We start from the raw sequence: 20,908 nt of genomic DNA on the forward strand, positions 1-20,908 counted from the left end.
CCAGTGGTCATGTGCGACCACACACAAAGGCCGCACATATGGAAGCAAGCGATCTGATCAAAAAAAATCTGCAGAAAACACTTGCAAGCGGGAGCCGTCCACATATGGGAACTGCTTCCGGAGCCGTTCGAAGTGGGAGAAGGACCGGCGCCTCCGATGGCGGGTAACGGGCCCGCTGTCCGGGGAAGTTCCGTCCAAGGGTTCCCCTGCCGGTACTATGACCGGCGCGTGCTGGACGAGCACTCTAAGGGGCGCGTAGGCGACGCATGGAGTATCGCAAATGGTACTCCCCGATGCCGAGGCCTCCCAAGCGGAACGGACGGGATGAAAAGTCGCCGGACGGGCGGTCTTCGGATCGCACCATTACTACCCCAAAGACGCGCTTCGATGACCGCCCGTCTTCCCAACCACTTCAATGGCCAGACTCAGATGAGGGCGTGGCAAGGGGAAATCACACCCGGTTCTTTGACAACACGTCCGCTTGATCTGCGTTCGTTCATGCAAAAAATCCGGACGCCGAGACGTCCGGATTTGAAGATTCGTCTGCCTTCACAGCTGCAAACGGTCAAGGTGTTGCCGCGTTAGCAACATCAATCAACTGCAGCCGCTTGTTGCACCGCAGGTGTCGCACTTCAAACAGGTGCCATTACGCACCATCGTGAAGTTGGAGCACTCCGAGCAGCTGTCGCCCGTATAACCCTGCATCATCGACTTGATGCGGCGGTCGGACAGTACCTTCTTTGCCTCGGCCTTGGCTTCTTCAGCTGCGGCTTCTGCATCGGTGTTGTCGAACAGGGCAGCGGCTGCATTCGACTCGGCTTCGGTCTGGTCCTTGGCGCGCTCCTCATAGTCCCGCTTGAAGGCGGTGGACTCCTGAGGCATGGCGGCAATTGCCGGCTTGGCGGCGATTGCAGTGGCGGCGCGGCTGGTGAGGGTCGTGACATTTGATGACGCAGTTGCCTTCGGCGCACTTGACACGCCTGTTCCCCCTGCGCTGCTAAAACCCTTGGGATCAGCCTTGCCCGGTGAAACCACCTTCAGCGAAGCACCCCGTGTCAGGCCCTTGGAGACCGGTTCCGCCTTGCCTTCGGAGATACCGCGACCAAGCGAGGTGTTGGAAAAATCCGACTGATCAACATGGGCAAGGTCGTGACGATCGAGATAGGAGACAGCCAGTTCACGGAACAGGTAGTCGAGAATCGATGTCGCGTTCTTGATTGCATCATTGCCCTGAACCATCCCTGCCGGTTCGAATTTGGTGAACGTGAATGCCTCCACATATTCTTCCAGCGGCACGCCGTATTGCAGACCAAGCGAGATGGCGATGGCGAAGTTGTTCATCATTGCGCGGAAGGCGGCGCCTTCCTTGTGCATGTCGATGAAGATCTCGCCGAGACGGCCGTCGTCGAATTCGCCGGTGCGCAGATAGATCTTGTGCCCGCCGACAGTCGCTTTCTGGGTATAGCCCTTGCGGCGGTTCGGCAGTTTCTCGCGATCATGGATGTATTTCTCCACGACGCGCTCGACAATCTTCTCGGTAACCTGCACGGCGCGGGCAGCGGCAGGGGCCTCGATATAAGCGTCGATTGCTTCATCCTCATCTTCGTCTTCATCAGCAAGCAGTGAGGAATTCAGCGGCTGTGACAGTTTCGAACCATCGCGATAAAGCGCGTTGGCCTTCAATGCCAGCTTCCAGGAGAGCATATAGGCGGACTTGCAGTCGTCGACCGTTGCTTCGTTCGGCATGTTGATCGTCTTGGAGATCGCACCGGAAATGAAGGGCTGCGCTGCAGCCATCATGCGGATGTGGCTGTCGACCGACAGATAACGCTTGCCGATCTTGCCGCACGGGTTGGCGCAATCGAAGACCGGGTAATGCTCTTCCTTGAGGAAGGGCGCGCCTTCAAGTGTCATCGCACCGCAAATATGGATATTGGCGGCTTCGATTTCCTTCTTGGAAAAGCCGAGAGCCGGCAGGATCTCGAAGGAGATGTCGTTGAGCTGCTCGTCGGTAAAGCCGAGGACGTTCTTGGCGAAGTCTTCACCGATCGTCCATTTGTTGACAGCGAACTTGATGTCGAAGGCCGACTTCAAGGCCGTGTTGAGCGTGGCAATGATCTCGTCGGTGAAGCCCTTGGCCTTCAGCGAGCCGGGGTTGATACCAGGCGCCTGATTGAGGTTGCCGTGACCCACAGCGTAGGCCTCGATCTCGGCGATCTGGCTCTCGGAGTAGCCGAGCGTGCGGAGAGCTTCCGGCACGGCGCGATTGATGATCTTGAAGTAGCCACCACCGGCGAGCTTCTTGAACTTGACCAGGGCAAAGTCAGGCTCGATGCCTGTCGTGTCGCAATCCATGACGAGGCCGATTGTGCCTGTCGGGGCGATAACCGTGGCCTGCGCATTGCGGTAGCCATGCTTTTCGCCAAGCGCCAAGGCCTTGTCCCAGGCCAATTTCGCGTGGGTGATCAGCTCCTGGTCCGGGCAATCGGCGGCAATCAGCGCCACCGGGTTTACGGCAAGGCCTTCATAACCCTGGCTCTCGCCATGGGCGGCGCGGCGATGGTTGCGAATGACGCGCAGCATGCTGGCTGCATTCGGCGCATAGCCCGGGAATGTGCCAAGCTGCTTTGCCATTTCAGCGGAAGTGGCATAGGCGACACCGGTCATGATCGCCGTGAGCGCTCCGCCAATGGCGCGGCCCTCATCGCTGTCGTAAGGAATACCCGACGTCATCAACAGGCCGCCAATATTGGCGTAGCCGAGGCCGAGCGTACGGTACTCGTAGGACAGCTTCGCGATTTCCTTGGACGGGAACTGCGCCATCATCACCGAGATTTCGAGAACGATCGTCCAGAGACGCGCGGTGTGCTCGTAACCTGCAACGTCGAACTTGCCGTCCTTGCCGCGATAGGTGAGGAGATTGATCGAGGCGAGATTGCAGGCCGTGTCGTCGAGGAACATGTATTCCGAGCACGGATTGGAGGCGCGGATCGGACCAGCTGCTGGGCAGGTGTGCCAATCGTTCATCGTGGTGTTGAAGTGAAGACCCGGATCAGCGGACGCCCATGCCGCGTAGCCGATCTTTTCCCAAAGATCGCGGGCTTTCAGCGTCTTCATGACCTTGCCGTCCTTGCGGGCGGTCAGGTTCCAGGTGCCATCGCTTTCCACCGCGCGCAGGAATTCGTCCTTGAGCGAAACGGAATTGTTGGAATTCTGGCCGGCTACGGTCAGATAAGCTTCCGAATCCCAGTCCGTGTCATAGGTCTTGAAGTCGATGTCCGTGTAGCCTTGCTTGGCGAACTGGATAACGCGCTGGATATAATTTTCCGGGACCTGGTTCTTCTTCGCCGCCTTGATCTCACGCTTCAGTGCAGGATTTCTGGTCGGCTCGAAGCAATCGCCGTTGTCGGCTTCGCAATTGACGCAAGCCTTCATGATGGCGGCGAGATGCTGCTTGACGATCTTGGAGCCAGTGACGAGAGCTGCAACCTTCTGCTCTTCCTTCACCTTCCAGTCGATATATTCCTCGATATCCGGATGATCGACGTCGACAACCACCATCTTGGCGGCGCGGCGGGTGGTGCCGCCCGACTTGATGGCGCCGGCAGCGCGATCTCCGATCTTCAGGAATGACATCAGACCCGATGAACGGCCGCCGCCGGAGAGTTTTTCGCCTTCGCCGCGCAGATAAGAGAAGTTTGAACCGGTGCCGGAGCCGTATTTGAACAGGCGTGCTTCGCGCACCCACAGGTCCATAATGCCGCCATCATTGACCAGATCGTCGGCAACGGACTGGATGAAGCAGGCGTGCGGCTGCGGATGTTCGTAGGAAGATTTGGATTTGGTCAGCTTGCCGGTTTCCGGGTCGACGTAATAGTGGCCCTGTCCCGGACCATCGATACCATAAGCCCAATGCAAGCCGGTGTTGAACCACTGCGGTGAGTTCGGAGCGACACGCTGGGTTGCAAGCATGTAGGCTAGTTCGTCGCGGAAGGCGAGTGCGTCGGCTTCGCTATCGAAATACTTGCCCTTCCACCCCCAGTAGGTCCAGGTGCCGGCGAGGCGATCAAAAACCTGGCGGGCATCCATCTCGGAACCGTACCGTTCATCGGCGGGAAGAGCAGCCAGGGCTTCTTCGTCGGGTACCGAACGCCAGAGCCAGGAAGGTACCGAATTTTCCTCGACCTTCTTCAACCGTGCCGGCACACCTGCCTTGCGGAAATACTTCTGTGCCAGAATATCGGCGGCCACCTGACTGAACTGGGCCGGGACATCGATATTCTCCAGGCGGAACACGACAGATCCGTCCGGATTTTTGATCTCACTCGTCGCTACGCGAAATTCGATCTCCGCATAGGCAGACTGGTTCTCTTTGGTAAAACGCCGTTCGATCCGCATCTGTCTCGTCCTTGTCCCTATATATAGTGTCCCCTAGACGCCATGTGAAGTGCTGCGCGTCCATGAACACAAATCCGCCCTATCCGGTTTCAATGGCTTGAAACCGGTCGCTTCACCCTGACCCGTCATCGATGCGGTCTCCCGCTTCATTTCCCGGCCTGGCGGCCCTTTTTTCTGACGCCTGTCGTGTGATTCATCGTTGATGAGAGCGTCACACTATCTGGTACTCAATATAGGTGTAAACACTAAATATTGTATTAAGGCGCTATTTACCCAACAAATATTTGCCTGTGTACACTCAGATTTTTTGTTGCCAGATACAGCTATCCGCCGCCCGCGCCGATAAGGTACAAGGTCCGGAAAACACTGCACAAACTGGAGAAGAACCGGCTACTGACGCTCCGGTCACGCTACTAACGCAACGCCGCAGACCATAAAAAATGACTCGCACGCGAGCGTCAAGAAATAGTTTTTTACATATTTGTGACCGCAATATCTTGTGTGTCACACATGTGGATAACGGGGAGAAACGTGGGGAGATGCTGGTACCAGCAATAGGTGTGGAGTCCGCGTTGCGAAGCCTTCACAAATACAGCGAACGAGTCATCAGTTGGGCAGGTGACAGGCGATACGCTTAGCGAACGTCTACCAATGCTGGATCGAAACCTGCAAGAAGAGCTTTGAGTTCCGGCTCTTCGACGCGCCGCACAGATTCCTCAACACTAAGCCACTCGAGTTTCCGCACGCCACGTTCTGGCCAATTCTTCTGTTGATGCGAAAAGTGCATCGGAAAGACATCGACGATAAAATCGCCAACTTCGCCGTCACTCATGTCGTGTTTTGCGTAGGTATATGTGCCGATTGAAAAGGGGGCGATGTCGCCGCGCACACCGGCCTCTTCGAAGGCTTCGGCCCGAGCTGATTGAGCAAAAGTCTTGCCGATTTGTGGCCAGCCTTTAGGCAAAACCCATCGTCCCGTACCGCGGCTGGTGATCAGGAGAATTTCAGGCTGGTTCTTTTTGACACGATAGACGAGTGCAGCAACCTGGCGAATCCTGCCGTCGGGCATTTCTATCCGCTTATCGACCACAATCTCGTCCTGAAAGGTTACGTTCAAGGGCTCCGCTCATTCTTTGATCTTGCTTAAATGCGATTGTGAACCGATTCGTTCAAACAACAATCATCCATCACTACTGTTCAGTGCTTAGATGCGACTTGTGACATTTTTTTGAACAGCAGTGCAAAAAAATCACAATATTCTGTAACGATTTGAAAACAAATGGTTATCTCTTGTGGAAAAGTATAGTCTAAAGGATAGCTGGAAAGCATTGGTTACAAAAGATAGTCTTAGTCAACGCTGCGTGGGAGTTTCTATGACCTCATTCGAACGTGTTCGGCCATCTGCCGATGCTGCGGCTTCTGGAGATGAGACCGCCAGTATCATTGCCTCGTGTGCCTATGCCAATGGCAAACGGGTAGCGGATATTCCGATTGATGATGCCGGGGAATGGGCGCGCAAGGAAGGACACGTTGTCTGGATCGGGCTGCTGGAACCCGACGGGGAACTATTGCACCGCGTGCAAAAGCAGTTTGGGCTGCACAGTCTGGCCATCGAAGACGCTGAACACGCCCATCAGCGCCCGAAGCTCGAGCAATATGGTGACGCGATCTTTGTTGTTGCCCGAACGGCCCAGCTTATAGATGGAAGAGTGGCCTTCGGCGAAACCCATGTCTTTCTCGGAAAAGGTTATATTGTCAGCGTTCGCCACGGCGCTTCCACCTCATACACCGCGGTTCGCCAGCATTGGGAAACCGCACCTTACGCACTGGCCAAGGGTGAGGATTTTGTCCTTTATGCTATCCTGGACTTCATTGTAGACAATTACATGCCTGTCCTGGAGGCCATTCACGACGAGGTCGAATCCATCGAGGATCGTGTTCTGGCCAAGCCAATGACCAGTGGTGACATCGAACGGCTCTACATGCTGCGCCGGGATCTGCTTCGCCTGCGCAATGCCATCGGGCCGCTTGTTGATGTCTGCGGGCGTCTCAGCAATACGGATTTACCGCAGATTCAGACGGCGATGCAGCCACTGTTCCGCGACGTTACTGATCATGTCCGTACGGTTCAGGAGAAGATTGACGGCTTAAGGGAGGTCCTGGCCTTTGCTTTCGAGGCGAGTCTGCTCGTAGGCCAAAGCCAGGAAACGGTTATTTCGAAGCGGCTAGCCTCCTGGGCGGCCATTTTGGCCGTGCCGACTGCAATCGCCGGCATTTACGGCATGAATTTCAAACATATGCCGGAACTCGACTCCCCGAACGGTTATTATTGGGTGCTCGGCGTGATCCTTCTCGTATGCCTGACCTTGTTCTGGCGGTTCCGCAAGAGCGGTTGGCTTTAGAGCATCAACCCTCTTGAACCCTTACCCGCGATGCCCCTTGGTGATCGGTTCCTGATAAGTCAGGCCCATATCCCAAGGGAAATAGATCCAGGTGTCCTGTGATACTTCCGTTACAAAGGTATCGATGAGGGGGCGACCTTTCGGCTTAGCATAAACCGTTGCAAAGTGTGCCTTCGGCATCATCGCGCGGACAATTGCGGCCGTCTTGCCGGTATCGGTCAGATCATCAACAACCAGAATACCTTCGCCCCCATTTTCGAGAAGCTTTGAATCGACATCCTTGAGCACCTTGAGTTCACCTTGCTCGTCATACTCATGATAGGAAGCAATGCAGACGGTCTCGATCATGCGGATACCCAGTTCGCGGCAGATGATTGCTGCGGGTACGAGGCCGCCACGCGTAATTGCCACCATGGCGCGCCATTCGCGCTGCATGCCTGCAACGCGCCAGGCAAGGGCGCGGGCATCCCGATGAAATTGATCCCAAGAGACTGGAAAAGCTTTGTCGGGAAGGGACATGGCGCGCACTCCATAAAATGAATACAGAAACAGCGGAAAATCCGCGTGGAATGCATTTCGCAATAGCGGGAAATGCAAGCCTATGGCAAGCGGCTTGCGCGGCTCGCGGGCTGTCATGGCAAGAAAGGTGTGATTTTTGCAGCTCACTGCAGATTTCCGACCGCTCTAGCGGGACATCAACGTCAAGCATGGCATGTCGGCCATGATCGAGCTGGTAACTCCACCGAACACCCATTCCTTCAGACGTGACTGGCTGTAGGCACCCATAACAAACAGCGATGCATTGTTTTCGGCAATTCGACGCCGCAATATCTTGTCTGCGTATTCTCCATGTGACTCGATAGCATGGGGGTTAACGTTGACGCCATGGCGGCGAAGGGCATCAGAAAGGGGCGTGCCGGGAATATCCATGCTTGGATCAATGGATTTCTTCGGATCAACCCAGACGATGTCAACGCTCTCCGCCTTAAGCAGCAACGGCAGCGAATCGAAGGCAGCACGAGAGGCTTCACGCTTGCCGTTGAAAGCAACAACAACGCGGTCAATTCTTTCCGGCAGCGCGGTCTTGTACGGAACGAACAGCACGGGCCTGCCACTCTCCATGACCAACGGATCGGTAACGTCGTTGACGCTGTCGGGATCGTCGGGGTCAGGTTGCCCGGCTATGATGATGTCGGCGCGCAAGGCACTCTGCGTTACGCCAGCCGAGGGGCTGCTGCTCTCACAGCGTACAATACGGAACTCATGAGAAATGGTGCCTTTGGCCATTTCCGCCTTGAACAGCGCTGCAATCGCTTCCGAATTTTCCTTATGGCGTTGCTCATGCGCTTCGAACAGGGTCGTATCGGCAAAACCTGTCGGGTCAGCATAAACAATGGGTGAGGGGATGGTATAAAGGCCGATGATATGGGTACGGTCGCTCGAGGAAGCGATCAGTCTGGCGGCGCCGATAACCCGCTTTGCTTCACGCTCGCTGCGAATGAATGCGATGATCGTGCGAAATGCCATACCGGCCTCCATAGGTTGCTGCATCGTAGAATGTATCTGGCACTATTATACGCCCTCAATGCAACAATTGCTTTGTGTTTTCTGCAACTTGCGTAGATTCAACGCGCGTCAGCGGGTGTTGGCTGTGGCGGCTATTTGCTCCACCATATTCTTGACAGCGGTCTCTGCCGCAACAAGTTTTTCGGCATCACGGGCGCGAATGACCAACTCCGTTGAAAACCTGCCACTTTCATATTTTGGATAGGATCCGATGATCGTATCCGGATGAGCTGCCTGGATATCACGCAACGGTACGGCAATCGCGCCTTCGCCTAAAGGGCAATTCACCGAGCGGGACAGCAACTGCTTCCCGACCCTCAATGTCGGAATGACATTATCAAGCATGGCCTGAAAAACCGAAGGGACGCCGGCCATGACATAGACATTTCCTATATTGAAACCCGGCGCTGTCGAAACCGGATTGTCAATGTGGACCGAGCCACGCGGCATGCGTGCCATGCGTTGACGGCTTTCGGTAAATTCAACTCCGCGAGCAGCATAATTGTCGCCCATGAGTTTCATTGCTTTGGCATCATGTTCGCATGGGACGCCAAATGCCTTTGCAATCGCGTCTGCCGTAATATCGTCGTGGGTTGGGCCTATTCCACCCGAGGTAAAGATGTAGTCATAGCGCTCTCGCAGGGCATTCAGTGCGTCAACGATCCGATCTTCTTCATCGGGAACGATGCGGACCTCTTCAAGGTCAATGCCTACGGCCGTGAGGATATCGGCAAGATGGCCGATGTTTTTGTCCTTGGTCCGGCCGGACAGCAATTCGTCGCCAATGGCGAGCATGGCAGCGGTCACGACTTCATTCGTCATCAGATTCTCCATATCAGGTACGCGACCGTAATTCTGCAAATGGAACGTCGCAAGCCATTTGCAGCATATCGATGGATACGTTTGCACCGCAAAACAACGATTGACTGAATCGCGCTTTAACCGTCGAAAAGCAAAGCGCGCGGACGTGGCGAAACTGGTAGACGTAATGGGCGATTTCCTGTTGCGCCGTGAGTATCAGGGAATGGGTGATACAATCGAGGCTGCGGCGCATCGAGCGCAAAAGAAATGGGGTGCTCCCGCTACCATTATTCTTCGCCTGCGCAACCGGCACGACATGAAAGACATGATGCTCTCGAGCTTCGCATCCATTGCAGAAGCCTATCAGAAGGCATCCGCAAAAGCTGACCAACTCTACGAAACTGAAAGAGCACGACATGCGCCTAATTCGAAAGCTCTGTGGCTTGCTGATCTTGTTGCCGGTCACACCGATGCAACGGATTTGGCTGGGGCCGCGGAGACCGAAGCGCCAAAAAAGAGGATCGTGAAATGAGCAAGACCTATGCCATAGCCGACCTGCATGGGCGATACGACCTCTTACTCGCCGCAATCGAAAGTATCGAGCAAGGCAATCACTCTGGCGGGACGGTTGTGTTCACCGGGGATTATGTCGACCGAGGACCACAGTCGCGCCAAGTCATTGAACGGCTCATGGCCGGGCCATCCGACCCGCGCTGGAAGTGGATTTGCCTTCAGGGAAACCATGAAGAGATAATGCTGACCGTACGTGCGGAGCCAGAACTGGTTGGCTCGTGGTGGCTACCAAACGGTGGCGGCGCAACTCTCATGTCATATGGCCAGAAGGTTGGTGAATTGGCTGACGTTGGCGTGATACCCCAAGAGCATATTGATTGGCTGAAATCTCTGCCGCTCATCTACGTCGATAATCATCGCATCTTTGTTCATGCCGGTGTTGACGAAACTATTCCCCTGGACAAGCAATCCGCACAAACAATGCAATGGATGATCTACCCGGACGGCTATGCAATCGGACACGGTAATCGGCATGTTGTGCACGGCCACCACCAGTCTGAGGATGGCCCGTTGCTGTTCTCTGGCCGCACGGACCTCGACACCTTCGCTTGGTTCACGGGCAGGCTCGTCATTGGTGTTTTCGACGATGAAAAAGCCGGAGGTCCAATAACAACAATCGAGATCAAGGGATCCCCAATTTGGGAGCCGTCATGAGCAACCTGTACAGTCACGACAAGCCGACCAAGTTCTGGCACGTCGCCGTCGGCGCCGGGCTTCTATTCGTAGCGATCGCTTGGCTCATCCTTCCCCTTGTTCTTCATCGCGAGGATCTGATGCACCCGTTCGATTGGCCGTTCGGCCACATAAATCCCCATAGTTTCGAGATGATCATGGCCGACCCACCCTGGCGCTTTGTGGTGCGATCACCGAAAGGCGGGGGGAAGAGCGCCCAGGCGCACTACGACACCATGGCCCTGGATGAAATCAACGCAATTCCTGTCATGGATCTGGCCGCACCGAACTGTCTTCTATGGCTTTGGTGCACGGCCCCGATGCTTCCGCAGCAGCTCACGACCGTAAAGGCATGGGGTTTCGAGTATTGCACCGAGGGTGTGTGGGTGAAGATGACCAAGAACGACAAGGTGTCATTCGGAACCGGCTACGGACTTCGCGGGTCACATGAGCCATTCATCATCGTCAAACGGGGCGAACCAAAGCTCACAAAATCGACCCGGTCTGTGATCCATGGCAAGGCGCGCGAGCATTCTCGCAAGCCTGAAGAGGCCTATCGGGAGGCCGAGCGGTTGATGCCCAACGCATCCCGCATTGAACTCTTCTCGCGCACCAACCGCCCAGGTTGGACGGTGTGGGGCAATGAAACCGGCAAGTTCGGAGAAGCGGCATGACGCGGCGCTTGAGCAGTGAGGAGATGTCTGACGAGCTTTCCAAGCTCATTTATGGAAAGCATGTTTGGCTTGAGAACTTCTCGGCTGGTCGAAGCAAGCGACCGGATCATGACATTGAGCGTGTTTCTCGCGAGCTGAACGTTTTGAACCAAGCTGCATCCGATTATCGGTGCGCAGCTGAACGTGACCGAGGTGCGGCGTGAAACACGGCTTGGAATGATACAAACGCGAGCCTAGAGCCTTCATTGACGGTGTTCAGGGAATGGGGCCAGAACTGATTGGCGCCTACATTGTCCTGCTCGATCTGATTTACGCACGCGGCGGTGAAACGATGCGTGATGATCGACATCTTGCGGGCATTCTTGGCTGTTCAATCCGCAAGGCTACGAGCCTCACCGACGGTCTGGTCGAGCAGAATAAGATCCAATTTGAAGACGGTTATCTCTCCAATTTGCGCGCAAAAAGAGACGTGAAATCCGCTCGAAACAGCTACGAAACTCGGTTGAAATCTCAGTCTGATCGGCGCGAAAACGAAGCTGAATTGAATGAAAACAAGGGTTTAAAAGACAAGCCTGAGACAAGCACCTTTATAAGAAAAGATAGAACAGAATAGATGAAAAACCTGCCGGTTTTTCAGAGCCCGCAAGCGCGCGAAAACCGAATGGATTTGTCCATGTTCGGAAATCAACAGACGCAGCACAATCACTCATTCAGGAGCTACAGGGAAATGAACAATTCGGAGAAGATCGAGGCGACGAAATCATTGACCAAGCTGTTCGGCAGTTTCCCGCAATCGCCCATGTCCGACCCTGACCTGCAACTCCGCGCTTATCTCGAAGCCGTTGAAGACTTCGATTGCGTCGACGTTCTCGCTGCTGTCGAGTGCTTCCGCCAGGGCGAGGTGAAGGATGCACACAAGGCTTTCTGTCCCTCAACGGCACAGCTCTGCGATGAGGTGCGGTACCGCAAACAGATGCGCGAGATCATGGCAAGGGCAGGGGTGAAGCCCGCTCAAAATCTCATTCAGTAGCAGGCAGACTTGATGAAAGCGGTGATAGACAAAGACAGGCACTGGTACGTCGTGCGAACCAATGTGAAGGCGGAAGCGAAAGCCTCGGAGAATATCCGCAAGGCCGGCTACGACATCTATTACCCACGCAGCCGCATGGAAGTGAAGAACAAGCGGACACATACGTACACGATGCGGGAAAGTGCTCTGATGCCGCGCTATTTGTTTATTGGGCTTCCGCAGGTAGAAAGAAACTTTTTCAAGGTCCGCACCTGCGATGGAGTCGAGTGCATCCTAGGCGTCGACGGACATCCTGCTCGCATATCCGCAGAGCACGTGGAAGCGATCTACCTAGCTGAAATCGATATGCAGTTCGACGATCGAAAACAAGAAGCGAAATCGAAGAAGGCGTCAACGGAAATGCAGTTCCCGAAAGGCGAGGGCATTTTGGTAACGGACAGCTTGAACCCATTCGCAATGTTTGGAGGCGTTGTTCAGGAGGTTACCAAATCGGGAAAGGTCAGCTCTAGTCGAACTTTTCGGGCGAATGACGCCAGTGGAATTCGAGCCGAGACAGCTCACTCCTGCGGCATAAGAACAATATAGATTTCCGCCTCGTGCTACTTCATAAATAGATCGCAGATATCGTCGATAGCAGCCGCTGTGGAAGATGAAAGGCCAGCGTCCATCACGATTGGCTGGCCCAGATAGGCCCAATAGAGGAAGGCCGCACGATGTGCGGATTTTTGGCTTTCTACCCCCGTCTCCTCAAGCAACTTTGAAATGTATGCCATTCTGTCAGCATCGACGGATGCGACGACCGCTGCAACGTTGTCGTCGTCTATCGCCCAGGCCCGTAGCGCCTTATCTAGGGATCTTATCGACCTATCAGTCTTTGGCTCGCCAGCAAATGCGCGGCTCAACAACGATTTCAAACGGTCCGGATCGTCATGATCTGCCTCCAATTCCCGGATGATCCGTTGCGTTGTCCAGTCCTTCCAGCTCTCTAAAAGTTGTGACCGAAAATCAGCGATGTCTCGGAAGTGCCAATAGAAGCTACCCCGAGAAACGTTGAGCTCTGCGGCCATGGCTCCAATCTTCAAGGCACCAGGGCCACGGTTTGCAAGCGTTTGCAGGCCGTGGTCGATCCAATCTGACTTTGTGAGACGTTCATCCATGGACGGACCATACACACCTGTATTGACTTCTGGCAATGTAGATTCCAATGTGACCATACAGTGATGTATGGAGGCAAAAATGGACTCGCACAGCACAGCCCTGATGGCAGCAGGAGTGATAGGTGGCGGAACTGCAATTGCTCACGGCGTCCTTTTGCGGAGGCTAATAATCCGCCGAATAGACCCGCTTCTTGTCGCCGACGGGGCGATATTGCGAAGGCTCATACCGCCGCTCTTACAATTCACGACGTTCAACTGGCTGCTCAGCAGTTTCGCTTTGATCGCCGCCGCCATGTGGTCTGGAGATGAGGTGAAGCTCGCGGTAAGCTTTTTTGCGGCGAGTTCTTTTCTCTTTGGTGCTCTCGGCGCTCTATGGGGAACACGCCGACCTCATCCAAGCTGGATTCTAATGACCGCTGCACTCGCAATGATCATCTACGGAGTAGTGCCCGCGATCAGCCCCTCGAGCTAAGCGGTTCGGATGCGAAGTACCGAGCCGGACCGCATAATGACGGCCACCAGCCTATTTCAATCGGAAGGAGGATTATATGCGACCATTTTCTGTATCCATCCCTGAAGACTGTGAGCAGATCTTACCGCCAGCAGACTTCAGCGACGCATTCGCTATTGACGTAGATATTGCAGGCCTGAACGCGCCTCAAGCCACGCAATTGGCATTCAGTCGGCCACCCGGTTGGATTGCAAAACTTCTGGCTATACGCAACGTCCTCGTCTCTCCGTTCGGGCTGAAGGCCGGCGCTGAGGGGCGTTTGTCAGACCGTTCCCGCATTGGCCTTCCTGTTTTTTCATCTTCCCCAGAGCGGGTGGTTCTGGGCGTTGACGACATGCACCTTAACTTCCGGCTCATCGTTGACGTCACAAATCTGAATGACAGCACCTGCCGGGTTACTGCCACTACGTTGGTTCAGCGAAACAACTTACTCGGTCGCATTTATCTCGCTATCGTCTTGCCATTCCACAGAATCCTCGTCCCCGCACTACTTGCTCGTCTCGCTCAATCGCGTGACCGTTCAAGCTCGCGGCTGGCTATTGCGACTTTTGAGGATCGTCCGCCGGATTGACGTACTTGAGGCCCCACGGGCCATTGGTGGTGATTTGGACGACAGTCTCTTCGTCGAAATAAACGAAATGCGCCATGCCGGGCGGCAGCGCGAAGAAACTACCCGCAGGCAGTGCCTTGGTAGCGCTCCGATCGGCAGTTTCGCCCATTCCAAGATGAGTAGTCCCTGATATGACTGTGATCACCTCATTCGCAGGATGTGTATGCGGTGGGATCGCATACCCAGACGGCAATTTGAGCCGAAGGGCGAACAAACCTTCCTTTGTGGGATCGCCGAACAAGACCGCCGCTTCTGCTCCGGCAGGGAGCACTTTGGGAGCAGGGGCCCACTTCACATCATTGGGAGTGACCATTGTGTGCGCATCCTCCGCCGAGGCAAAGGAAGCGATTGCGCAGAATCCAATGCAGCCGATTGCAAATACCGATGCGATTTTCATGATAACCTCCCTGTGTTGCCAGGCCTTCTGAGGCGGGCCGGTGAACCGTTCATGATAAGTCCGCGACCACGTCTGAGCAAGGCTCCTCGAAGTCTGCTGTGCTGCTGGAATCGACCCCTTACCGGCGTTGAGTAGCGGCAGGGTTGCTCTTTTTCGTCTCGCTACACCCACCGCCTGACGCGGGCCTTGTAGGCGAGATAGACGTCACCGAACTTCCGCTCGAGATAAGCCTCCTCGCGGGCGACCACGCCGTAGCGGATGACGAGATAGAACGGCACCAATAAGACGATGAGCCACAGGCTGTCGAACGCAACGGCGAGGCCGATGAGGCCGAAGAACATGCCGATATAGATCGGGTTGCGCGTGAAGCGGTATGGCCCCTCGTCGACGATAGTCGTCGTCGGCTGGGTGGTCTGGATCTGTGTTTCCGCACGACTTAAGGTCGCCGCCGCCCAGATCAACAACGCCAGGCCGGCGAGGAACACGATGCCGCCGAGCCAGCCGGCCGGTACGGCCGGCGGTAGGAACGGCAGCGGATAGAGCCCGTCGAGCGCGAGCCCGCCGATCGCCGCGAGCGCCCAGACGATCGGCGGCCGTACCGCCGCGCCTGAACTGTCGCGCAAATTCCCGTTCATCTCGTTCATGCCGCAGCCCGTCGGGATCCGCTCCCCTGTTCGTTAGTCCAAGCGGAAGCCGGCTTTAAGGACAACTTGGAATTGGGCCACCTTGCCATCTTGAATGTGCCCTCTGATCTGATCGACCTCGAACCAGTCGAGTTGTCTCACGCTCTTCGATGCGCGCGCGATGGCGTTCTTGATTGCCAAATCAACCGAGTCGGTTGAACTGCCAACGAGTTCGATCTTCTTGTAAACGTGATCCTCACCCATGAGATCCTCCGCTCGGGCTCTTCTCACCGCAGTTTCGGTATGGTCGGCCCACACCGACATTCTGAGCCGACCTTGTGCAAATGTGAAGTTTCATTCAGTACAGGCTTAATCCGCCGCCCGAAATCTGTGTGACATCTCAATCATGAAAGCTCGGTGTAGGCTACGCGGAGTGAAGGTGTGGCCCACACCGGACTCCCGTCGAACATTCCACTTACCTCTATCTAGGCTATCTCAATAGCAAGCATTCTCTTTGCCAAATCCAGGTTGTAGGTCGTGCCATCTGCTCCAGAATGAACACGGCGATGGCAGTTTGGGCAAAGTCCAATCACATGCCTGGGGTCGTCCGGACCTCCGTCCGTGAGTCTTCGAATATGATGCGGTTCTAGGTACGGAACTCCATAGGGTCTATGAAACGGGGCTGGGGCTTCACAGCCCTCACAATGGCCCTTGGCGCGCGCCACAACATAATCGCGGACATCTCGACTGCGTTCGAAAATTGTCGACGCCGATTTAGTCTTGCCGGGGCTTTCTTTTGCGGCGGCGAAGGCACGTTTGCGCAGTTCCTCAAGCTCTGTGTCAGAAGAGCTCGGCCTAGGCGCCAATTCCTCAACAACTTCGGTCACACCGTCTATTGGACGGAGCTCGAAAACAATGGCGTCCCTGAGGTTGCCTTCTCGGTCCGGCGCTTGCTCAATATGATGGCTTTCGTAGACCATCTCGTCTTCAAACCGAAGACCCTGCTTCGTCGTTTTGAAGAGCAAAAGACTCTTACCGTTAGCAGAGTGATTTGCGATCGCGGCGTTGCCCTTGTGCATCGTCATCGGCCCAACCTGGCCTTCACCGAAATATTCAAAGGTCCCATCTGCTCGAAGTCGATCGGCGTATCCGTGCTCCAAGCCTTCTTCGCCAGTAATGATAATGACCAACGCATGTCTAGCAGGCGTAATGATGCCGCCCCGTTGCTGGCCACCAAATCGTGCGTGTACTTCTCCGCGCCGGTCGTAAATCCCCGCGCTCATATCCCCAGCTCATACTTTTAGAATCTCCCCAAACCGAAGCGCGCCCGGTCGCATAGGTTCCACGGACCGGAAAATTTTACAATCTGAACCGCGGATTGAGGGGCGAGCTCCCGCACCTATTGGCGGGCGAATGGTGCCCCGCGCCTTTCGATGAGCATACTCAAGCAAACTTTAAATTCGCTAATCGCAGATCGTTGTTTCCCATGGCATCCATACCAAAAATGCAAGTGTCCAGTCCGGTTGCACCTTTGAAGTTTGCAAGAGCGACGTTGTTCGCATTTCGAGAGTCGGCATTTTCGAAGTGAACATTTTCAAACGAAGTACCATTAAGATTGGCTGCGTCGAATGGGGGATAGTGCACTTGGCCATAGATTGGCCCTCCCTCTTCGTCATAATCAAAAGTCTCATAAAGCGAAGGAGGTGGCGTCTTCGACCAGCGTAAATGGGCGCCATTGAAGCAAGCTTGCGAATCAGAGGACGCGCTCTCAGCGTGAGATGAGTTTGATATGAAAAAGGGCAACCTTGATAGTACGATCGAGGCTAGCATGCCCACATTGCGTGCGGGCACCTATAGGGCTGACTGTCCTGTGCAATCAGCCTGAACTGGCGGAAAAACCGCTGACCGTCGACCCATCAATTCCTTAGTCGGCAAGCCCGTTCGGGTGTATTGTGAAGGGGCTGAGCTGCGAGGACGACGACGCATTCCCCATGCCCCCGTCTCGCGGTCGCCAGCACTTTAAGGCGGAGCAGACGGCAAAAGGTCCCCACCCTAGCCAATTCACTCCGCCTCTTTTTGAGGTCCGAGACGCTCGCTTCCGGTTTATTGCGTTTAGTTCTCTAAGAAGCACCAAGGCATGCGTTTGCCGATCCACCGCCTGGCAAGGTTACGCCCGATAAGAGTCTCTCCAACGTCTTTGCCATTGACCCTGACAAGGGCAAGCGTTCGACCATATTGGTCGATCATGCGTCTCGTTTTGGGGTCGCCGCGCGTAATCTGTATTTCGTTGCCATCGAGCAATCGTTTCAGCGCGGCTTTGGCTTCGAGCCCGCGGGCAAGCTCGCTCTCACATTTGGCATCGCTGATTTCGGGGGTATCGATGTTAGCGATGCGGATCTTCTCCCGGTTGAGCCAGATCGTGTCGCCGTCAATCACATAGAGCTGTTGACCTTTGGTGAGACTTGCGTGTGCGCTTTCCATTGGTTCGGGGAAAACGACAAAATAGAAATAACACATCGCCAGTCCAAGGACTGGCAATGTCCAGCGTTGGAGGTGCCAGCGCCAATACGTGTGGCGACGATTTCGTGGTTGCTTCCTCGAATCCGTTGGGGGCCTGGTCCATTCGCTTGATCTTACTTTCAACTTGTCGCTCATTCCGGCCCTGCTTTGTGAGGGCTTCATACTGGCCTCTGTTCAATAAAATATGGATTGAGCGAAATGTTAAAATTGAAATGATCGCGCACCTACACTGATGCCCTCATCGTGTGTGGGACAACACGCAATTTTTTGCGTTGCCTTGTCGGGAAGGCCCTCTCCGGTTCGTCCTCAGATTGCCCGCTCTGGGTTAAGTCTCAAGAGAAAGGAACAAATGATGAAGGTCACGCAACATCTCTGGTTCGAAAAGGACATGGAATCTGCGGTCCGGTTCTATACCTCGCTGATCCCGAGCTCATTCGTCGGTTGGATATCAACCATTCCCGCAGACAATCCAAGCGGGCCGGCTGACAGCGTAAAGCTAGCAGGTTTCACGCTTGGCGATCAGCGCTACATGGCCATCGAGGCCGGACCGCTCGACCCGTTCAACCACAGCTTCTCCATCATCATCGAGTGCGAGACGCAGGCTGAGATTGATCACCTGTGGGATGCGTTGAAAGAGGGCGGCTCGACGGAACACTGCGGCTGGTTACGGGATCGCTGGGGTCTGTCCTGGCAGATTACCCCCAAGCGGCTCGGTGAGCTGATGGGTGATCCGGACCGCGCTAAGGCAAAGCGGGTCTCCGAGGCCATGCTCAAGATGGTGAAATTCGACATCGCCGGCCTGGAAGCCGCCGCTAGCGACTGAGCCTCCTCAGAGGACTGAGTGACACTTTGAGCAGCTATGCGCTCCATGCGCACTTCGGCTGCGTTTGCGCTCCAGCGATAGCGCTGGATGCCAATGCAACGGCTAGCGCCAAGCATTTCAGGCTTTTCTTAATCATCACTTCAATCCCCTCCGTTTACTGGCCTGTGCGGCCCGCAGGACAAGGCATGGCGAGATGGGACTACTGGTTAGATGTCGAAACTAGCTCTTGAAGAACGTCGCTAAACCAAGAAAATTATCGGCGTTTATGCCTCCATCTCGGCGGGGCACAGTTTCCATGAATATGCCATCTACATCGCTCACCTCACCGAACTCGGGTACTGGTGGCTCCGATAGCATCGAAGGATATTGGTCAGCCGTAAAGTACGTAACGGTAACAAGGTCACCGGATCGAAAAAAAGCTTGGTTCTAAGTTGGAAACGCCGGAGTTGCCGAATTCCGCAAATAGCATTCAATCTATTAGGATCACCACAATGTCATTATCTTTCAGCCACATAGAAGCTGTTTAGTGCGGATGCAAGCAACGAATCTAGGCATCGTGGATCAGTTTCTCACCCAGCTTGAGTTTCAGGTTCTCGAGGAGAGTTTCAAGGATGACAAGGATCCCAGCGGGTCAGAGCGAAACGCATCCGCCGAAGAAACCGAAACCGTTCCTTGTCAGTCGAGCCCGATCCACAGGCATCCGTCCTGTATTCGGCAGGGGTATACCGTCAGCCTGGTGGGATTTTTCGAGATGTCACCTGTGTGTTCATAGCCCGGCGCAGTACCATCCTGCTGCAACTGCGCCCAGTTCCTGATTTCGCCCGAAAACAGGTCGAAACAGCTTTGATGCCAACGGCAGACGAGGCCGTGATCACTGGTGATCGTGCTCTCCGTGTGTGGGAGATTGAGCGTCTTCACCTCGGCAGGTTTTCGACGTTCGTAGAACGGCAGATGAAGATGCGGGCAGGCGTTGTTGAAGGCGCAGTAGCTGTCGGTTCCGCGAACGACGACGACATCGTAATCCTCGAAATCGAGAATCCGTCGTTCGTGGGGCTGAAGCTCGTCCTCGGGAAATGCGCGGACCCACCTCCTGCCGGCATGACGGATGGCTTCGCGGGGTTGCCTGGCGTTCAGTTCAGCGTCGCATTCGGGCTTGAGCCTGATGACTTCGAACAGGCTCGTACGTTCGCAGGTACCCCTTAGGCGTACCCTGACAAAATCGCCGACCTCCACCTTGTCGGCGATCTGGCCGTGAAGCGCCTCGGAAATCAGCAGTCGTGTCCCGGCATCCTTGTTCGCGGCTTCGATCCGGCTGGCCAGGTTCACGACGTTCCCGACTGCCGTGAGGCGTTGGTTTCCGCCGAAGCCCAATGTGCCGATGACGGCTTCGCCATAATGGAGACCGATACGAATATCGAAATCGATGCCGTACATAGAGGCAAAGAACGGCTTCAGGCGATCGACTGTGGCAACGGTCTGAATCGCCGCGTTGACGGCTCGAAGCGGAGCGTCCCGCTGATCGTCGATTCCGAAGATTGCCATCAGCCCATCGCCGATGAAATTGTCAATGAACCCGCCATTCCGCTCTATGATGTCGCCAACCTGGGCGAAGTAGCGATTGAGCAGATACATCACATCATAGGGCGAAAGCTGCTCGGACAGTTTCGTGAAATCGGCGACATCGCTGAAGAAAACCGCAACCTGTTTCGACTCGCCGGAACGCGTCTCGGCAGAACTGAGAAGCTGGCTGGTTATTATCAAGTCGGTCTCATCCAGCACCAGGCGTCGGACGCGAAGCTCGCCCTCCGGCTTGAGTTGACAGGCCAGCCGGACCTCATCCGCCAGCCTCAGTCGTTCCGCCATCAAGCTCTCGTCTCGATTCCGGTTCGGGCAACCCTCCACGCCGTCCAGAACCCAGACGCGGCAGGTCGAGCATTTCGCCCGGCCGCCGCAGGCATGGGCAAACGGCACACCCGACCTCAAAGCAGCCTCGAGCAACGTCTCGCCGGCGGCAACCTCGAAGTTCATCTGGTCAGGTAGAGCGGTTACTTTGATCATGGTCCAGAACACGGCTCGCGCCACGTCAGTTTAGCACGATACGGCGCAGGCAATCGACTCTGAACTCGGTTCACGAGACGGAATTGCTCCCGG

At 55.3% G+C, this 20,908-nt stretch carries 21 protein-coding genes and 1 pseudogene; 10 read left to right on the top strand and 12 right to left on the bottom strand.

Annotated elements, in window-relative coordinates; genetic code table 11:
• Positions 1-594: 594 nt before the first annotated feature.
• A complete protein-coding gene (locus tag CU102_RS11885; protein ID WP_106711332.1) occupies positions 595-4,398 on the bottom strand; it encodes a vitamin B12-dependent ribonucleotide reductase in 3,804 nt (1,267 codons plus the stop codon).
• Positions 4,399-5,032: 634 nt separating this feature from the next.
• On the bottom strand, positions 5,033-5,467 hold the full coding sequence (locus CU102_RS11890) for an NUDIX hydrolase (protein ID WP_106711333.1): 435 nt from the start codon (positions 5,465-5,467) through the stop codon (positions 5,033-5,035).
• A 304-nt stretch (positions 5,468-5,771) separates the two neighbouring features.
• Here CU102_RS11890 and CU102_RS11895 point away from each other — a divergent pair, with 304 nt between their 5' ends.
• Complete coding sequence (locus CU102_RS11895; protein WP_106711334.1) at positions 5,772-6,800, top strand: magnesium and cobalt transport protein CorA; 1,029 nt, start codon at positions 5,772-5,774, stop codon at positions 6,798-6,800.
• Positions 6,801-6,821: 21 nt separating this feature from the next.
• On the opposite strand, the gene gpt is transcribed toward CU102_RS11895, so the two are convergent.
• The 3 genes from gpt to CU102_RS11910 all read right to left on the bottom strand — a co-directional run bounded on the left by gpt (position 6,822) and on the right by CU102_RS11910 (position 9,188).
• Entirely contained in the window at positions 6,822-7,319 is a 498-nt protein-coding gene (gene gpt, locus CU102_RS11900; protein ID WP_106711558.1) for a xanthine phosphoribosyltransferase, read from the bottom strand.
• A gap of 165 nt (positions 7,320-7,484) precedes the next feature.
• The gene (locus CU102_RS11905; RefSeq protein ID WP_166648621.1) at positions 7,485-8,327 is read right to left on the bottom strand and encodes a universal stress protein; all 843 of its coding nucleotides are present in this window, start codon (positions 8,325-8,327) and stop codon (positions 7,485-7,487) included.
• A 108-nt stretch (positions 8,328-8,435) separates the two neighbouring features.
• Positions 8,436-9,188: a competence/damage-inducible protein A gene (locus CU102_RS11910; RefSeq protein ID WP_106711559.1), complete on the bottom strand. Its 753-nt coding sequence runs from the start codon at positions 9,186-9,188 to the stop codon at positions 8,436-8,438.
• Between the two features lie 145 nt (positions 9,189-9,333).
• Between CU102_RS11910 and CU102_RS11915 the strand changes: the two genes are divergently transcribed.
• The 6 genes and pseudogenes from CU102_RS11915 (at position 9,334) to nusG (ending at position 12,701) form a co-directional block, all read left to right on the top strand.
• Positions 9,334-9,699 (top strand): hypothetical protein, encoded by a 366-nt coding sequence (locus CU102_RS11915; protein WP_146146467.1) that lies wholly within the window; start codon positions 9,334-9,336, stop codon positions 9,697-9,699.
• A complete protein-coding gene (locus CU102_RS11920; RefSeq protein ID WP_106711337.1) occupies positions 9,696-10,394 on the top strand; it encodes a metallophosphoesterase family protein in 699 nt (232 codons plus the stop codon). The genes CU102_RS11915 and CU102_RS11920 overlap by 4 nt, the downstream gene beginning before the upstream one ends.
• Positions 10,391-11,086, top strand: coding sequence for an MT-A70 family methyltransferase (locus tag CU102_RS11925; protein WP_342588758.1), 696 nt, complete (start codon positions 10,391-10,393; stop codon positions 11,084-11,086). The genes CU102_RS11920 and CU102_RS11925 overlap by 4 nt, the downstream gene beginning before the upstream one ends.
• 232 nt (positions 11,087-11,318) lie before the next feature.
• Positions 11,319-11,699, top strand: a pseudogene (locus CU102_RS11935) (DUF1376 domain-containing protein); the annotation flags it as partial.
• A gap of 114 nt (positions 11,700-11,813) precedes the next feature.
• Positions 11,814-12,116 (top strand): hypothetical protein, encoded by a 303-nt coding sequence (locus CU102_RS11940; protein ID WP_133624644.1) that lies wholly within the window; start codon positions 11,814-11,816, stop codon positions 12,114-12,116.
• Positions 12,117-12,128: 12 nt separating this feature from the next.
• Entirely contained in the window at positions 12,129-12,701 is a 573-nt protein-coding gene (gene nusG / locus CU102_RS11945; protein ID WP_106711341.1) for a transcription termination/antitermination protein NusG, read from the top strand.
• Between the two features lie 14 nt (positions 12,702-12,715).
• On the opposite strand, the gene CU102_RS11950 is transcribed toward nusG, so the two are convergent.
• The gene (locus CU102_RS11950) at positions 12,716-13,309 is read right to left on the bottom strand and encodes a TetR/AcrR family transcriptional regulator (protein ID WP_342588759.1); all 594 of its coding nucleotides are present in this window, start codon (positions 13,307-13,309) and stop codon (positions 12,716-12,718) included.
• Positions 13,310-13,352: 43 nt separating this feature from the next.
• On the opposite strand from CU102_RS11950, the gene CU102_RS11955 reads away from it, so the two are divergent.
• Together CU102_RS11955 and CU102_RS11960 are read left to right on the top strand one after the other, a co-directional pair.
• Positions 13,353-13,745, top strand: a complete 393-nt coding sequence (locus CU102_RS11955; protein WP_106711561.1) for a hypothetical protein — start codon at positions 13,353-13,355, stop codon at positions 13,743-13,745.
• Between the two features lie 76 nt (positions 13,746-13,821).
• A complete protein-coding gene (locus CU102_RS11960) occupies positions 13,822-14,355 on the top strand; it encodes a DUF2867 domain-containing protein (protein WP_106711343.1) in 534 nt (177 codons plus the stop codon).
• Here CU102_RS11960 and CU102_RS11965 read toward each other — a convergent pair.
• The 5 genes from CU102_RS11965 to CU102_RS11990 form a co-directional block, all read right to left on the bottom strand.
• A complete protein-coding gene (locus CU102_RS11965; protein WP_106711344.1) occupies positions 14,321-14,791 on the bottom strand; it encodes a cupin domain-containing protein in 471 nt (156 codons plus the stop codon). The two genes, CU102_RS11960 and CU102_RS11965, sit on opposite strands and share 35 nt — an antisense overlap.
• Positions 14,792-14,952: 161 nt before the next feature.
• Positions 14,953-15,435, bottom strand: coding sequence for a methyltransferase family protein (locus CU102_RS11970; RefSeq protein ID WP_106711345.1), 483 nt, complete (start codon positions 15,433-15,435; stop codon positions 14,953-14,955).
• Positions 15,436-15,468: 33 nt separating this feature from the next.
• Complete coding sequence (locus CU102_RS11975; RefSeq protein ID WP_106711562.1) at positions 15,469-15,678, bottom strand: dodecin; 210 nt, start codon at positions 15,676-15,678, stop codon at positions 15,469-15,471.
• Between the two features lie 221 nt (positions 15,679-15,899).
• Positions 15,900-16,697, bottom strand: a complete 798-nt coding sequence (locus CU102_RS11980) for an HNH endonuclease (protein WP_106711346.1) — start codon at positions 16,695-16,697, stop codon at positions 15,900-15,902.
• 829 nt (positions 16,698-17,526) lie between these two features.
• The gene (locus CU102_RS11990) at positions 17,527-17,931 is read right to left on the bottom strand and encodes a thermonuclease family protein (protein ID WP_166648533.1); all 405 of its coding nucleotides are present in this window, start codon (positions 17,929-17,931) and stop codon (positions 17,527-17,529) included.
• A 352-nt stretch (positions 17,932-18,283) separates the two neighbouring features.
• Between CU102_RS11990 and CU102_RS11995 the strand changes: the two genes are divergently transcribed.
• Positions 18,284-18,757 (top strand): VOC family protein, encoded by a 474-nt coding sequence (locus CU102_RS11995; protein WP_208113876.1) that lies wholly within the window; start codon positions 18,284-18,286, stop codon positions 18,755-18,757.
• Between the two features lie 675 nt (positions 18,758-19,432).
• Here CU102_RS11995 and CU102_RS12000 read toward each other — a convergent pair.
• Positions 19,433-20,815, bottom strand: coding sequence for an adenylate/guanylate cyclase domain-containing protein (locus CU102_RS12000; protein ID WP_133624646.1), 1,383 nt, complete (start codon positions 20,813-20,815; stop codon positions 19,433-19,435).
• Positions 20,816-20,908 lie beyond the last annotated feature (93 nt).

The sequence above is a fragment of the Phyllobacterium brassicacearum genome (genome assembly GCF_003010955.1).
GTDB classification, from domain to species: domain Bacteria; phylum Pseudomonadota; class Alphaproteobacteria; order Rhizobiales; family Rhizobiaceae; genus Phyllobacterium; species Phyllobacterium brassicacearum.

What these genes read in the sequence shown, in the direction of transcription:
- CU102_RS11885 (WP_106711332.1), bottom strand. Translation starts at nt 4,398, where the DNA reads ATGCGGATCGAACGGCGTTTTACCAAAGAGAACCAGTCTGCCTATGCG.
- CU102_RS11890 (WP_106711333.1), bottom strand. Translation starts at nt 5,467, where the DNA reads ATGCCCGACGGCAGGATTCGCCAGGTTGCTGCACTCGTCTATCGTGTC.
- CU102_RS11895 (WP_106711334.1), top strand. Translation starts at nt 5,772, where the DNA reads ATGACCTCATTCGAACGTGTTCGGCCATCTGCCGATGCTGCGGCTTCT.
- gpt (WP_106711558.1), bottom strand. Translation starts at nt 7,319, where the DNA reads ATGTCCCTTCCCGACAAAGCTTTTCCAGTCTCTTGGGATCAATTTCAT.
- CU102_RS11905 (WP_166648621.1), bottom strand. Translation starts at nt 8,327, where the DNA reads ATGGCATTTCGCACGATCATCGCATTCATTCGCAGCGAGCGTGAAGCA.
- CU102_RS11910 (WP_106711559.1), bottom strand. Translation starts at nt 9,188, where the DNA reads ATGACGAATGAAGTCGTGACCGCTGCCATGCTCGCCATTGGCGACGAA.
- CU102_RS11920 (WP_106711337.1), top strand. Translation starts at nt 9,696, where the DNA reads ATGAGCAAGACCTATGCCATAGCCGACCTGCATGGGCGATACGACCTC.
- CU102_RS11925 (WP_342588758.1), top strand. Translation starts at nt 10,391, where the DNA reads ATGAGCAACCTGTACAGTCACGACAAGCCGACCAAGTTCTGGCACGTC.
- CU102_RS11940 (WP_133624644.1), top strand. Translation starts at nt 11,814, where the DNA reads ATGAACAATTCGGAGAAGATCGAGGCGACGAAATCATTGACCAAGCTG.
- nusG (WP_106711341.1), top strand. Translation starts at nt 12,129, where the DNA reads ATGAAAGCGGTGATAGACAAAGACAGGCACTGGTACGTCGTGCGAACC.
- CU102_RS11955 (WP_106711561.1), top strand. Translation starts at nt 13,353, where the DNA reads ATGGACTCGCACAGCACAGCCCTGATGGCAGCAGGAGTGATAGGTGGC.
- CU102_RS11960 (WP_106711343.1), top strand. Translation starts at nt 13,822, where the DNA reads ATGCGACCATTTTCTGTATCCATCCCTGAAGACTGTGAGCAGATCTTA.
- CU102_RS11965 (WP_106711344.1), bottom strand. Translation starts at nt 14,791, where the DNA reads ATGAAAATCGCATCGGTATTTGCAATCGGCTGCATTGGATTCTGCGCA.
- CU102_RS11970 (WP_106711345.1), bottom strand. Translation starts at nt 15,435, where the DNA reads ATGAACGAGATGAACGGGAATTTGCGCGACAGTTCAGGCGCGGCGGTA.
- CU102_RS11975 (WP_106711562.1), bottom strand. Translation starts at nt 15,678, where the DNA reads ATGGGTGAGGATCACGTTTACAAGAAGATCGAACTCGTTGGCAGTTCA.
- CU102_RS11980 (WP_106711346.1), bottom strand. Translation starts at nt 16,697, where the DNA reads ATGAGCGCGGGGATTTACGACCGGCGCGGAGAAGTACACGCACGATTT.
- CU102_RS11990 (WP_166648533.1), bottom strand. Translation starts at nt 17,931, where the DNA reads ATGTGTTATTTCTATTTTGTCGTTTTCCCCGAACCAATGGAAAGCGCA.
- CU102_RS11995 (WP_208113876.1), top strand. Translation starts at nt 18,284, where the DNA reads ATGATGAAGGTCACGCAACATCTCTGGTTCGAAAAGGACATGGAATCT.
- CU102_RS12000 (WP_133624646.1), bottom strand. Translation starts at nt 20,815, where the DNA reads ATGATCAAAGTAACCGCTCTACCTGACCAGATGAACTTCGAGGTTGCC.